The 12,806-nt window shown below is 61.0% G+C and carries 13 protein-coding genes; 8 read left to right on the forward strand and 5 right to left on the reverse strand.

Features of this window, described 5'->3' with window-relative positions; all coding sequences use genetic code 11:
- Positions 1 to 3 precede the first annotated feature (3 nt).
- Positions 4 to 1,572, reverse strand: a complete 1,569-nt coding sequence (locus ACP7CJ_RS06925; RefSeq protein ID WP_426099906.1) for a phospholipase D family protein — start codon at positions 1,570 to 1,572, stop codon at positions 4 to 6.
- A gap of 62 nt (positions 1,573 to 1,634) precedes the next feature.
- Positions 1,635 to 3,059 carry a PLP-dependent aminotransferase family protein gene (locus ACP7CJ_RS06930; RefSeq protein WP_276195445.1) on the reverse strand — a complete coding sequence of 475 codons (1,425 nt, stop codon included), beginning with the start codon at positions 3,057 to 3,059 and terminating at the stop codon, positions 1,635 to 1,637.
- A 165-nt stretch (positions 3,060 to 3,224) separates the two neighbouring features.
- Here ACP7CJ_RS06930 and ACP7CJ_RS06935 point away from each other — a divergent pair, with 165 nt between their 5' ends.
- Entirely contained in the window at positions 3,225 to 3,449 is a 225-nt protein-coding gene (locus tag ACP7CJ_RS06935; protein ID WP_426099907.1) for a DUF1127 domain-containing protein, read from the forward strand.
- A 1-nt stretch (position 3,450) separates the two neighbouring features.
- On the opposite strand, the gene ACP7CJ_RS06940 is transcribed toward ACP7CJ_RS06935, so the two are convergent.
- Positions 3,451 to 4,743, reverse strand: coding sequence for an NAD(P)/FAD-dependent oxidoreductase (locus ACP7CJ_RS06940; protein WP_426099908.1), 1,293 nt, complete (start codon positions 4,741 to 4,743; stop codon positions 3,451 to 3,453).
- 115 nt (positions 4,744 to 4,858) lie between these two features.
- On the opposite strand from ACP7CJ_RS06940, the gene ACP7CJ_RS06945 reads away from it, so the two are divergent.
- Positions 4,859 to 5,212 (forward strand): YkgJ family cysteine cluster protein, encoded by a 354-nt coding sequence (locus tag ACP7CJ_RS06945; RefSeq protein WP_276195442.1) that lies wholly within the window; start codon positions 4,859 to 4,861, stop codon positions 5,210 to 5,212.
- Positions 5,213 to 5,277: 65 nt separating this feature from the next.
- Here ACP7CJ_RS06945 and ACP7CJ_RS06950 read toward each other — a convergent pair whose 3' ends face one another.
- Positions 5,278 to 5,766, reverse strand: coding sequence for an Lrp/AsnC ligand binding domain-containing protein (locus ACP7CJ_RS06950; protein WP_003206849.1), 489 nt, complete (start codon positions 5,764 to 5,766; stop codon positions 5,278 to 5,280).
- A 155-nt stretch (positions 5,767 to 5,921) separates the two neighbouring features.
- Between ACP7CJ_RS06950 and dadA the strand changes: the two genes are divergently transcribed.
- The 6 genes from dadA (at position 5,922) to ACP7CJ_RS06980 (ending at position 12,018) form a co-directional block, all read left to right on the forward strand.
- Positions 5,922 to 7,223 carry a D-amino acid dehydrogenase gene (dadA, locus tag ACP7CJ_RS06955; protein ID WP_276195441.1) on the forward strand — a complete coding sequence of 434 codons (1,302 nt, stop codon included), beginning with the start codon at positions 5,922 to 5,924 and terminating at the stop codon, positions 7,221 to 7,223.
- A complete protein-coding gene (locus ACP7CJ_RS06960; protein ID WP_276195440.1) occupies positions 7,195 to 7,548 on the forward strand; it encodes a RidA family protein in 354 nt (117 codons plus the stop codon). Before dadA ends, ACP7CJ_RS06960 begins: the two co-directional genes overlap by 29 nt.
- 78 nt (positions 7,549 to 7,626) lie before the next feature.
- Entirely contained in the window at positions 7,627 to 8,700 is a 1,074-nt protein-coding gene (alr, locus tag ACP7CJ_RS06965; RefSeq protein ID WP_426099909.1) for an alanine racemase, read from the forward strand.
- 116 nt (positions 8,701 to 8,816) lie between these two features.
- A complete protein-coding gene (locus ACP7CJ_RS06970; protein WP_276195438.1) occupies positions 8,817 to 9,365 on the forward strand; it encodes a cupin domain-containing protein in 549 nt (182 codons plus the stop codon).
- Positions 9,366 to 9,547: 182 nt separating this feature from the next.
- The gene (locus tag ACP7CJ_RS06975) at positions 9,548 to 9,958 is read left to right on the forward strand and encodes a c-type cytochrome (protein ID WP_247401985.1); all 411 of its coding nucleotides are present in this window, start codon (positions 9,548 to 9,550) and stop codon (positions 9,956 to 9,958) included.
- A gap of 137 nt (positions 9,959 to 10,095) precedes the next feature.
- The gene (locus tag ACP7CJ_RS06980; RefSeq protein ID WP_426099910.1) at positions 10,096 to 12,018 is read left to right on the forward strand and encodes an acetyl-CoA hydrolase/transferase C-terminal domain-containing protein; all 1,923 of its coding nucleotides are present in this window, start codon (positions 10,096 to 10,098) and stop codon (positions 12,016 to 12,018) included.
- Between the two features lie 160 nt (positions 12,019 to 12,178).
- Here ACP7CJ_RS06980 and ACP7CJ_RS06985 read toward each other — a convergent pair whose 3' ends face one another.
- Positions 12,179 to 12,751 carry a xanthine phosphoribosyltransferase gene (locus ACP7CJ_RS06985; RefSeq protein ID WP_276195436.1) on the reverse strand — a complete coding sequence of 191 codons (573 nt, stop codon included), beginning with the start codon at positions 12,749 to 12,751 and terminating at the stop codon, positions 12,179 to 12,181.
- Positions 12,752 to 12,806 lie beyond the last annotated feature (55 nt).

The raw sequence follows: 12,806 nt of genomic DNA on the forward strand, positions 1-12,806 counted from the left end.
GTCTTAGAGCATGCGTTCCAGGCCGACGGAGGTGGCGAACCAGGCATTGAAACGGCGCCACCAACTGCCGGGCTCGCGGGTCAGGGTGTGCAGTTGCCCGTTATCCTCGGTCGTCCACACCACCTGGCCATCCTGTAGTTTTGCTTCGTAGCTCAATGCTGGCGCCATGCCTTGCAGCGCCAGGTTGCGCACGTGCTCGGCCAGCTCGGGGCTGTCCACCAGCACGCCGACTTCGGTGTTCCACAGCACCGAGCGCGGGTCGAAGTTGAACGAGCCGATAAACGATTTCTGCCGATCAAAAATCATCGCCTTGCTGTGCAGGCTGGAGTCCGAGCCGAGGAAGGTGCCGCGACGAAACAGGTGTGGCCCGCTGCCTGTGCCGGGCGCACCCGGTTGGCGGCGCAACTCATAGAGTTTCACGCCGTGCTCCAGCAGCGCCTTGCGATAGGGTGCGTAGCCGCCGTGTACGGCCGGAACGTCGGTGGCTTCGAGGGAGTTGGTCAGCAGGCTTACCGAGACGCCCGCGTCTGCGCGTCCGGTCAAGTACACCAGGCCCGGCTGGCCCGGCACGAAATACGCCGAGATCATCACCAGCTCATGGTCGACGCCTGCCAACTCCGGCGCCAGTTGGGTGGTCAGCAGCAGCCGTGGGTCCGGATCAGCCTTGGCGAGTACCTTGCTCGGTGCGTCCCACAGTGCCTGGTTCCAGGCCCAGATCAGCTCGCTGCGCCAGATGTCCAGGCGCGGTTCGGTCTTGTAGATGCGTAGACGGTTGTAGAGCGCGTGGTTCTGTTGGCGCGATTGGGCCAGTGACTCTTCCAGGCGCAAGCGTCCTTTGCTCAAGTCACCTTTGGACGGCAGGTTAGAGACGAACTCATCGATGGGTTTGCTCAGTGCGCTGTTCCAGTACTGGTCGAAACTGTGGCCCAGTTGCTCGGCCACCGGGCCCACGCTGAGCATGTCGATATCGGTGAAATTCAGGTTCGGTTCGGCGTCGAAATATTCGTCGCCCAGGTTACGCCCGCCGACGATGGCCGCGCTGTTGTCCGCCAGCCACAGCTTGTTGTGCATGCGTCGATGTTGCCGCGACAGGTTGAGCAGGCGCCCCATGGCCCGCGTCACGCCGGTGCTGCGCCCCAGGTGCAACGGGTTGAATAGGCGAATCTGGATGTTGGGGTGGGCGGCGAGGGTGGCGATGACCTGATCGAGGCCGTCGCTGGTGGTGTCGTCCAGCAGGATGCGCACGCGCACGCCACGGTCGGCGGCCTTGAGCAGTTCATCCACGAGCAGGCGAGTGCTGATGCCGTCGTGGACGATGTAGTACTGCAGGTCGAGGCTGGTCTGGGCGTTGCGGATCAGTTCGGCGCGGGCCATGAACGCCTCGCTGCTGTTGGGCAGCAAGCGAAAGCCGGAGCGGCCCTGATGCGGCGCGGCCTGGGCCTGGATCGAGCGACCGAACGACGATTGCGCCGCCGGCAGGGCGTCGCTGGGGATGCGCGGCACATCGACCGTAGCGCAGCCGCCCAGGGCCAGGGCGCCCACCAGGAAAAACGCTAAAAGCCGTCGAGTCATCAAGGGCGCTGCTTCCACATCAGGGCGTTTGTCGACATATGACGGCTATTTCCCGGGAAAGGTCAGTCGGCGGCCTCGGCCAGCATCTTGCTCGCGGCGGCGCCGACCTTGCGCACCGCCTCTTCAATCTGCGGCGTAGGTTTGGCCGCGTAGTTCATGCGCAGGCAGTTCCTGTACTTGCCGGAAGCGGAAAAGATACTGCCCACGGCGATTTGTACGCCTTGTTCCATCAACGCACGGTTGAGCTTGAGGGTGTCGAAGCCTTCCGGCAGCTCAATCCACAGCATGAAGCTGCCTTGAGGTCGGCTGGCGCGGGTGCCTGCGGGGAAATAACGGCTGACCCAGTCGAGCATCAAGTCGCGATTACGTTGGTATTGCGTGCGCATCCGCCGCAAATGCGGTTCGAAATGGCCGCCTTTGAGAAATTCAGCGATGGCGATCTGCGGCTGTGTCGCGGTGGAGCCGGTGCTGATGTATTTCATGTGCAGCACCCGCTCCAGGTAGCGGCCCGGAGCGACCCAGCCAATCCGCAGCCCCGGCGCCAGGGTTTTCGAGAAGGAGCTGCAGAGCAATACGCGACCATCTTCGTCGAAGGATTTGATGGTGCGCGGGCGCGGGTAGCTGTAGGCCAGTTCGCCATACACATCGTCTTCGATGATCGCCACGTCAAAGCGCTGGGCCAGGGTCAGCAGTGCCCGCTTGCGCGCCTCCGGCATGATGTAGCCCAAGGGGTTGTTGCAGTTGGGGGTCAGTTGAATGATTTTGATCGGCCACTGTTCCAGGGCCAGTTCCAGGGCTTCGAGGCTGATGCCGGTGAGCGGGTCCGTAGGGATTTCCAGGGCTTTCATGCCCAGGCCCTTGAGGGTTTGCATGGCGCCGTGGAAGCTCGGCGAGTCTACCGCGACGATATCGCCTGCCTCGCAAATGGCACGGATGCTGGCGGACAGCGCTTCATGGCAGCCGGTGGTGATCACGATGTCTTCGGCGGTCAATTGGCAGCCGGAATCCAATGACAGTCGAGCGATTTGCTCGCGCAGTTCCATACAGCCGAGGATGTTGTCGTAATACAACCCCGGCAGATCCTGACGCCGGCTGACGCGGGCCAGGCTGCGCAGCAGGGGCTTGAGGGTGGGCGACAACACGTCCGGCATGCCGCGCCCCATCTGTATGACATCTTTACGCGGCACTGCGCGAATCAACTCGAGTACCTGGTCCCACTGGGAAATTTCCACCGGGCGCTGGGCCGGGCGGCCGACTTCGGGCAAGGCCGGCAGCTCACGGCTCGCGGGCACAAAGTAACCGGACTTGGGCTTCGGCATCGCCAGGCCGTTGTCTTCCAGCACGCGATACGCTTGCTGCACGGTGCTCAAACTGACCCCGTGCTCCACGCTCAAGGCCCGTACAGAAGGCAGCCTATCGCCGGGGCGGTAGAAGCCTTGCTCGATGCGGGTGCCCAGCAATTCGGCGAGGTTGACGTAAAGGGTCACGGTGATCACTCCCAAAGGACCAGTACAGATCCAGGGAAAATACAGGATTCAGCCGTTCGTGGGCAGTGTCTGTATGGATTTAATAAAATTGGGTTGAATCTGTAATGGTTTTGTCCGCCCGCTCATTCTAGTCACTCATGGCAACCAGCAAATGAGGGCAGCAAAATGAACGGGATGAGCGATGTGCGGCTGACGTTACACAGTCAGGAACTGGAAGCTGGGCAGGAGCCGACGATGTCGACCCTGACGCGCCACCGCTGGAGCCTGTTCTGGTGTCGCCGCCACACGCGTAAGGCGTTGCTGGACCTGACTGCCGAGCAACTGCGGGATATCGGGCTGACCGCCGAGCAGGCGCGCCAGGAAGGCCTGAAGCCGTTCTGGCGCCGTTGAGTCACACCTGTTCTTTCAGCCGGTGCCAGAGCATCCCCAGCGCCAACAGCGGCGAGCGCAAGTGCTTGCCGCCGGGGAAGGTGATGTGCGGCACCTGGGCGAACAAATCGAAACGTCCCTGCTGCTGGCCGCTGATGGCTTCGCCCAGCAGCTTGCCCGCCAGGTGCGTAGCGTTGAGGCCATGACCGGCGTATGCCTGGGCGTAATACACATTGGGTTGATCCGCCAATCGGCCGATCTGCGGCAAGCGGTTGGCGCCGATGCCGATCATGCCGCCCCATTGGTAGTCGATCTTGACGTCGGCCAGTTGCGGGAACACCTGCAACATCTTCGGTCGCATGTAGGCGCTGATGTCCTGGGGGTCGCGGCCGGAATAATGACAGGCGCCGCCGAACAGCAGGCGACGGTCGGCGGACAGGCGGAAGTAGTCCACCGTCACCCGCTGATCACACACTGCCATGTTTTGCGGCAGTAACTGGGCGGCCTGGGCTGCGCTTAGCGGCTCGGTGGCGATGATGTAACTGCCGGCGGGCAGCACTTTGCCGCTCAGGTGTGGGTTCAGGCCATTCAGGTAGGCGTTGCAGGCCAGCACCAGGGTCTTGGCGCGCACATTGCCGCGGGCGGTGTGTACGTTGACCTCGGGGCCGTAGTCGATGCGCGTCACTTCGGAGTGCTCGAACAGTTGCGCGCCCAGTTGCGCTGCGGCGGCCGCTTCGCCGAGGGCCAGGTTCAGCGGGTGCAGGTGGCCCGAGCCCATGTCGATCATGCCGCCCACGTAGCGGTCGGAGCCGATCACGCTGCCCATTTCGCCGGCTTGCAGCAGGCGTACTTCATGGCGATAGCCCAGGCTGCGCAACGCTTCGGCGTCTTCGGCGAGGCCGAGCAGGTCGCGGGGTTTGTTGGCCAGGTCGCAGTAACCCCAGGTCAGGTCACAGGCGATCTGGAAGCGCTCGACGCGCTGGCGCACAATTTCTACCGCCTCCAGGCCCATCAATTTCATCTGGCGCACGCCGTCGGTGCCGATCACATTGGCGAACTGCTCCAGGCCGTGGCCGACGCCGCGAATCAATTGGCCGCCGTTGCGCCCGCTGGCGCCCCAGGCAATCTTGCGCGCCTCCAGCAGCACCACGCTGAACCCACGTTCGGCCAGTTCCAGGGCGGTGTTGAGCCCGGAAAAACCACCGCCGATCACGCACACGTCGGCAACCCTTTCGCCGGCCAACGCCGGGTAGTCGGGTTGCGGCAGGCTGCTGGCGGCGTAGTAGGAAGCGGTGTGCCGGGCACTGGCGGTCATGGGGAATATCCCTGTTTGGAAAACTTGACGCAGGATACAGCGGTCGGACGAAGCTGTCTCACCGTGGGCTTTTGCGGCAGAATCCACGCCTATTCGCCGTTCGGTACGTGTTTCGATGAGTTGCAACAGTCAGAAAATCAGCGCGTTGCGCCGACAGATTCCCTCGTTCGAGTGCGTCCCCGGCTGCCACGATTGCTGTGGGCCGGTGACGACCTCACCCGAGGAAATGTCGCGCCTGCCGCGTAAGACCGCTGCCGAGCAGGAAGCTGCCATGGACGAATTAAACTGTGTCCACCTGGGCCCCAATGGCTGCACGGTGTATGGCGAGCGACCGCTGATCTGTAGGCTTTTCGGCACCACAAAGACCTTGCCGTGCCCCAATGGGCGCGGGCCGGTGGAGCTGATTCACCCGCGCGTCGAGAAGCAGATCCATGAATACATGGCGAGTACCCGGCAGGTGCTGGTCTAACAGAGGTATGCGGTCAAAATGTGGGAGGGGGCAAGCCCCCTCCCACATTGACCCAGTTGTGTCAGTCAGTCGGGGATCGGCAGATTGAGGCTCTCTTTCACTTCCTCCATCACGATATAGCTCTTGGACTCCCGCACATGGGGCAGTTTGAGCAGGATGTCGCCGAGCAACTTGCGGTACGAGGCCATCTCGGAAATCCGCGCTTTCACCAGGTAGTCGAAGTCCCCCGACACTAGGTGGCACTCCAGCACATGGGGCAATTTCAGCACGGCGCGGCGGAATTCTTCAAAGGTGTCGCCGGATTTGTAATCGAGGCTGATCTCGACAAATACCAGCAAACTCCCCTTCAAATGCTGGGGGTTGAGCCGCGCGTTGTAGCCCATGATGATCCCTTCACGCTCCAGGCGGCGCACGCGCTCGGTGCAGGGGGTGGTCGACAGCCCGACCTTTTCCCCCAGCTCCGTGAACGAAATACGCCCGTCGGCTTGCAGGATGCGCAGGATATTGCGGTCGATCTTGTCCAGCTCCCGCTTGGTCTGGGTGTTGGTACGCATAGGGGATACGCCTCTGTTAAAAGGGTTTTTGCCGAGAATTGTCGCCAAATATAAGCATTTATATAGTGAAATGCACTGGTGATTGCTTTTTATACTGCTCACATTATTGCTCGAACAACACACGTCGGCGGTCAAGCCGCGATGAGGATATAAAAATGCGCGTTCTGGTCTTGGGTAGCGGCGTCATTGGTGTGACCAGTGCCTACTATTTGGCGCGAGCCGGCTTTGAGGTGGTCGTGGTCGATCGTCAGCCTGCCGCTGCCATGGAAACCAGTTTCGCCAACGCCGGCCAAGTGTCTCCAGGCTACGCTTCGCCATGGGCTGCACCGGGTGTGCCGCTCAAGGCCATCAAGTGGCTGCTGCAACGCCACGCGCCGCTGGCGATCAAGGCTACCGCTGATATCAACCAATACCTGTGGATGGCGCAGATGCTGCGCAACTGCACCGCCAGCCGGTATGCGGTGAACAAGGAGCGCATGGTCCGCCTGTCCGAGTACAGCCGCGACTGCCTCGACGAGCTGCGCGCTGAAACCGGGATTGCCTACGAAGGCCGCAGCCTCGGTACGACCCAACTGTTCCGCACCCAGGCCCAACTCGATGGGGCGGCCAAAGATATCGCCGTGTTGAAAGAGTCCGGCGTGCCGTTCGAATTGCTTGACCGCGCCGGCATCGCCCGTGTCGAACCGGCCCTGGCCAGTGTTACCGACATCCTCGCCGGTGCCCTGCGCCTGCCGAACGACCAGACCGGCGACTGCCAGATGTTCACCACCCGCCTGGTCGACATGTGCAAGCAGTTGGGCGTCGAATTCCGGTTCGAACAGGATATCCAACGCCTCGACTACGCCGGTGATCGCATCAACGGCGTGTTGATCGACGGCAAGCTGGAAACCGCCGACCGCTACGTGCTGGCCCTCGGCAGTTACTCGCCGCAGTTGCTCAAGCCGTTGGGGATCAAGGCGCCGGTGTACCCGCTCAAGGGCTACTCGCTGACCGTGCCGATCACCAACCCGGCGATGGCGCCGACGTCGACCATTCTCGACGAGACCTACAAGGTCGCGATCACCCGTTTCGACAACCGTATCCGTGTCGGCGGCATGGCTGAAATAGCCGGTTTTGACCTGTCGCTTAACCCGCGTCGGCGTGAAACCCTGGAGATGATCGTCAACGACCTTTATCCTCAGGGCGGCGATCTGAGCGAAGCGATCTTTTGGACCGGGCTGCGCCCAACCACTCCCGACGGCACGCCGATTGTCGGTGCCACCCCGTTCAAGAACCTGTTCCTGAACACCGGCCACGGCACCCTCGGTTGGACCATGGCATGCGGTTCCGGTCGTTTACTGGCGGACCTGATGGCGAAGAAAACGCCGCAGATCAGCGCCGAAGGCCTCGATATTTCCCGTTATGGCAACCACCAGGAGTCTGAAAAACATGTCAATCCAGCGCCAGCTCACCAATGAGCGCATGAGCCAGATCGTTGCCCACAGCGGGACCGTGTATTTGTCAGGGCAAGTCGGCGACGACCTGAGTGCCGGGATTGAACAGCAGACCCGTGAAGCGCTGGCTACTATCGAGCGCCTGCTGGACCTGGCCGGTACCGACAAGACCAAGTTGCTGTCGGTGACGATCTACCTGAAAGACATTGACGCCGATTTCGCCGGCATGAACGCAGTGTGGGACACGTGGCTGCCTAAAGGCGTTGCCCCGGCCCGCGCCACGGTTGAAGCGAAACTGTGCGAACCGCAAATCCTGGTGGAGCTGTCCGTCGTGGCCGCCCTGCCTTAAGCAACGATCCCTCTCCCGGCACCGATGTTGTTGGTCGGTGCCGGTTTTTTTCACTCTGCCGCCTAGAAGCCTGCCGCCATGCGTCCAGCCCGTGCCCTGATCGACCTCCAAGCCCTGCGCAACAACTACCAATTGGCCCGTGAAGTCACGGGGGCCAAGGCCCTCGCCGTGGTCAAGGCCGATGCCTACGGCCATGGTGCCGTGCGCGTGGCCCAGGCACTGGAAGCCGAGGCCGATGGTTTTGCCGTGGCGTGTATCGAGGAAGCGTTGGAGCTGCGGGCCGCCGGCATCCGCGCGCCGGTGTTGCTGCTGGAAGGGTTTTTCGAAGCCGACGAGCTGCCGCTGATCATCGAGCATGATTTCTGGTGCGTGGTGCATTCGCTGTGGCAACTGGAGGCGATCGAACAGGCCAAGTTGAGCAAGCCACTGACCCTCTGGCTCAAGCTGGATTCGGGCATGCACCGCGTCGGCCTGCATCCCAAGGATTACCACGAGGCGTACCAGCGCCTGCTGGCCAGCGGCAAGGTGGCGAAGATTGTGTTGATGAGCCACTTCGCCCGCGCCGATGAACTCGATTGCGTGCGCAGTAATGAACAAGTAGCGGTGTTCGAGGCAGCGCGCCAGGGCTTGTCGGCTGAGGTCAGCCTGCGCAATTCACCCTCGGTGATGGGCTGGCCGAATGTGTCCAGCGACTGGGTGCGCCCGGGCATCATGTTGTACGGCGCGACGCCGTTTGGTGAAGACCAGGCCATCGCCGCACGCTTGCAGCCGGTGATGACCCTGGAGTCGAAAGTCATCTGCGTGCGCGAATTGCCGGCCGGCGAGCCGGTAGGCTACGGCGCCAAGTTCATCACGCCCAAACCGATGCGCATCGGCGTGGTTGCGATGGGTTATGCCGACGGTTATCCGCGTCACGCGCCCACCGGTACGCCGGTGTTGGTGGCGGGGCAGCGCAGCCAGTTACTGGGCCGCGTATCCATGGACATGCTGTGCATCGACCTCACCGACGTGCCCCAGGCCGGCCTCGGTTCCACCGTGGAGTTGTGGGGCAAGAACATCCTCGCCAGTGACATCGCAGTCGCCGCCGAGACCATCCCTTACCAGATATTCTGCAACCTGCACCGCGTGCCAAGGCTCTATTCCGGCGCTTGATCGGCCGTTACGAACGGAGCTGGCGAGGATTTAGGCTCAAGTGTTGTAAATACTGAACGCTGTCGCCATGATAACGCTCAATTACAACAAAGCCTGAATCCTAGGAGGCTCCCGCATTGGACGTCGGCGAACGACTGCAATCCATCCGTAAGCTGAAGGGTCTTTCCCAGCGTGAGCTCGCCAAGCGTGCGGGTGTCACCAACAGCACCATTTCGATGATCGAAAAGAACAGTGTCAGCCCTTCCATCAGTTCCTTGCGCAAGGTGCTGGGCGGCATCCCTATGTCGATGGTCGAGTTCTTTTCCGAGGAAATCCTCGAGGAAATACCGACCCAGATCGTCTATAAAGCCAACGAGCTGATCGACATCTCCGACGGCGCCGTCACCATGAAACTGGTGGGGCGCGCACATCCGAGCCGGGCGATCACGTTTCTCAACGAAATTTACCCGCCTGGCGCTGACACCGGCGTAGAAATGCTCACCCATGAAGGCGAGGAAACCGGGATTTTGGTGGAAGGTCGCCTGGAGTTGGTGGTCGGTCTTGAAATTTTTGTGCTCGAAGCCGGCGATAGCTACTACTTTGAAAGCACCAAGCCCCATCGTTTTCGCAATCCGTTCGATATGCCGGCGCGACTAATCAGCGCAGCCACACCCGCGAATTTTTGACAGAAGAGGCGTCCTGCCAGCATTGCAGAGACACCCGCAGCTGTATTCCGTGAAACTGAATCTCCCTTTGCTTAATAGGGTTGTTTCAGCCAAGCGGGCTAACCGTTATACTTTCGCCGCCTGCGAAACCGTGGCCGCAGGCGTGAATAGCCACCATTGAGGGTGAACGCGTGAACCTAATTATGAAAATGCTGGCTGCACCAGCAACCGTACTGGCCCTTTGGGCTGTCAGCGCTCAAGCTGCGACCAATGATGACATTGCCAAGCGCCTGGAGCCTGTTGGCCAAGTGTGTGTGCAGGGACAGGAGTGCAAAGGGATGGAAGTCGCCGTAACAGCGGGCGGCGGCGGTGCAAAAACACCGGATGAGATCATCACCAAGCACTGCAGTGCGTGCCACCAAACCGGCCTGTTGGGCGCCCCGAAAATCGGCGACACCGCCGCCTGGAAAGACCGCGCCGACCACCAGGGCGGCCTCGACGGCATCCTGGCCAAGGCGATCACGGGTATCAATTCCATGCCGCCAAAAGGCACGTGTGCTGATTGCTCGGATGCTGATCTGAAGGGCGCAATCAAGAAGATGTCCGGGTTGTAATCCAGCGATCTTCGTCAAAAATGCCGCTTACGAGCGGCTTTTTTGTGCCCTCGATTTATGTTTAGAGGCTGTTCTTTGCAGCAAAGACCCGCCACTCTCTGTCCAACCCCTAATCACGAAATGTTCAGGAGGGTCGGATGGTGCAGTTATGTTCAATCGAGCAAGCCGTTGACGACGTACTTGCGCGCTTGCCGGCGCATATCCACATGGGCTTGCCTCTGGGCCTGGGCAAGCCCAATTTGTTCGTTAATGCGCTGTACCGCCGTATCGCCAAGCTGCCGGAGCGGGCGCTGACGATCTACACCGCATTGAGCCTGGGTCGCCCGGCGTTGGGCGATGGCTTACAGAAGCGCTTCCTGGAACCGTTTACCGAACGGGTGTTTGGCGACTATCCCGAGCTGGATTTCCTCGCCGCTCTGCATAAAGACAGTCTTCCAAAAAATATCCACGTACAGCAATTTTTCATGCAGCCAGGCAGCCTGCTTCACAGCCAATCAGCGCAACAGGACTACGTCAGCAGTAACTACAGCCACGCCGCGCGCGATATCTACGCCGCGGGCCTGAACCTGGTGGCGCAACTGGTGGCCAGCAGCGCCGAACACCCCGACCGGCTGAGCCTGAGCTGCAACCCCGATATCACCCTCGACCTGCTGCCGATGATCGCCAAGCGCCGCGCCGCCGGGGAAACCGTGCTGATTGTCGGCCAGGTCCACACCGATCTGCCCTACATGCCCGGTGATTCGGAGCTGGGCATGGATGAATTCGACTACCTGCTCGATGAAAAGGACAGCACCACGCTGTTCTCCACGCCGAATATGCCGGTGGGCTTCCAGGACCACTTTATCGGCCTGCATGCCAGCACGCTGGTGCGTGATGGCGGCACCTTGCAGATCGGGATTGGTTCGATGGGCGATGCGCTGACCGCCGCCTTGCTCGCGCGTCAGGCGGATAACGAAGCCTATCGGCTGCTGCTGACCGACCTCGATGTGTACCAGTGGGCGCCGCTGATCAGCCGTGAAGGCGGCGTCGAGCCCTTCGCCAAAGGCCTTTATGGTTGCAGCGAAATGTTCGTCAACGGCCTGCTGGTATTGGCCGATGCCGGGATTGTGCGGCGCAAGGTCTACCCGGATGTGGCGACCCAGGAACAGGCGAATGCAGGCCTGCTCGATGACGCGGCACAGCCCGACGGCATTTCGATCCATGGCGGTTTTTTCGTTGGCCCGCGCAGTTTCTACCAACGTTTGCAGGACATGCCGCTCGCCAAGCGTCAGGCATTCAACATGACGCGCATCAGTTACATCAACGAGCTGTGCGGGCAGGAAGAACTCAAGCGTTTGCAGCGTCTGGATGCGCGGTTTATCAACAGCGCGATCGTGGTGACCTTGCTCGGCGCCGGGGTTGCCGACCAACTGGAAGGTGGCCACGTGCTCAGTGGCGTGGGCGGGCAGTACAACTTCGTTGCCCAGGGCCACGCGCTGGAAGGCGCGCGCTCGATCCTGATGCTGCGCAGTTGGCGCGAAGCGGGGGGAGAGGTCAGTTCCAATATCGTTTGGGAGTACGGCCATTGCACCATCCCACGGCACCTGCGGGACATTGTGATCACCGAATACGGAATTGCCGACTTGCGCGGTCAGACCGACGCCAAGGTGATCGAGGCGTTGCTCAACATCACCGACTCCAGGTTCCAGGGCGACTTGATCGAGCAGGCGCAAAAGGCTGGCAAGTTACCCCAGGATTTCCAGCTGGACCCGCGCTTTACCGACAATACTCCGGAGCGGCTTCAGGCCCTTCAGGCACGGCATCGCCGATTGTTTCCGGAGTATCCGCTGGGCACTGACTTCACGGATGAGGAGCGGGATCTGTTGCGGGCGTTGAACTGGCTCAAGAGCAAATTCAAGCTGAGCGAGATTTTCGACTTGGGCAAGGCGGCGCTGGATGCACCGGAGCCGGAGGCGTTTCCAGAGCATCTGAAGCGGATGCGGTTGGATAAGCCTGAAGGTTTGAAGGAGGACGTGTATCAGCGGCTGTTGCTCGCCGGCCTCCAGGCCACCGTGCACTAAATGTGAGAGGGGCGGTGCGACGATTCGACTTGCCCCCGATAGCAGTGGGTCAGCCAACACATTTGGTGACTGATACACCGCTATCGGGGGCAAGTCGAATCGTCGCACCGCCCCTCCCACATTTTGATCCGTGCTCACCTGGTATTTGCTGTGTAGCAAATTACTCGATGAAGGTGACGACACCACCGCTCAGCGATTTCACCCGCGCCAGCGACTCAACCCGATAACCCTGCGCATCCAGTTCGGCACGCCCACCCTGGAACGACTTCTCGATCACAATCCCCACGCCGGCAACGGTGGCGCCGGCCTGTTTGATGATCGAGATCAGCGCCTGGGATGCTTTGCCGTTGGCCAGGAAGTCATCGATGATCAGTACGCGGTCGCTGCTGGTCAGGTGGCGCGGCGAGATCGCCACGGTGCTTTCGACTTTCTTGGTGAAGGAATACACCGTCGCCGACAGCAGGTTTTCGGTCAGGGTCAGGGACTGCTGCTTACGGGCGAAGATTACCGGCACGCCGAGGTTCAGGCCGGTCATGATCGCCGGGGCTATCCCCGAGGCTTCGATGGTGACGATCTTGGTGATGCCCGAATCTTTGAACAGCGCGGCGAATTCGTCGCCGATCAGTTTCATCAGCGCCGGGTCGATCTGGTGGTTCAGAAAGGCGTCGACCTTGAGTACCTGATCGGAAAGCACGACGCCTTCTTCGCGAATTTTCTTGTGCAGTGCTTCCACGGAACGCTTCCTCTAATGGCGCGCAGTGCGCCGAAAGTAGATTAAAAAATAGTCA

This window comes from Pseudomonas sp. PSPC3-2, from assembly GCF_049897085.1.
Taxonomy (GTDB): Bacteria; Pseudomonadota; Gammaproteobacteria; order Pseudomonadales; family Pseudomonadaceae; genus Aquipseudomonas; species Aquipseudomonas paraveronii.

Coding starts and splice junctions, on each gene's coding strand:
- ACP7CJ_RS06975 (WP_247401985.1), top strand. CDS start 9,548: ATGAAAATGCTGGCTGCACCAGCAACCGTACTGGCCCTTTGGGCTGTC.
- ACP7CJ_RS06960 (WP_276195440.1), top strand. CDS start 7,195: ATGTCAATCCAGCGCCAGCTCACCAATGAGCGCATGAGCCAGATCGTT.
- ACP7CJ_RS06925 (WP_426099906.1), bottom strand. CDS start 1,572: ATGACTCGACGGCTTTTAGCGTTTTTCCTGGTGGGCGCCCTGGCCCTG.
- ACP7CJ_RS06950 (WP_003206849.1), bottom strand. CDS start 5,766: ATGCGTACCAACACCCAGACCAAGCGGGAGCTGGACAAGATCGACCGC.
- ACP7CJ_RS06940 (WP_426099908.1), bottom strand. CDS start 4,743: ATGACCGCCAGTGCCCGGCACACCGCTTCCTACTACGCCGCCAGCAGC.
- ACP7CJ_RS06935 (WP_426099907.1), top strand. CDS start 3,225: ATGAACGGGATGAGCGATGTGCGGCTGACGTTACACAGTCAGGAACTG.
- alr (WP_426099909.1), top strand. CDS start 7,627: ATGCGTCCAGCCCGTGCCCTGATCGACCTCCAAGCCCTGCGCAACAAC.
- ACP7CJ_RS06945 (WP_276195442.1), top strand. CDS start 4,859: ATGAGTTGCAACAGTCAGAAAATCAGCGCGTTGCGCCGACAGATTCCC.
- ACP7CJ_RS06980 (WP_426099910.1), top strand. CDS start 10,096: ATGGTGCAGTTATGTTCAATCGAGCAAGCCGTTGACGACGTACTTGCG.
- dadA (WP_276195441.1), top strand. CDS start 5,922: ATGCGCGTTCTGGTCTTGGGTAGCGGCGTCATTGGTGTGACCAGTGCC.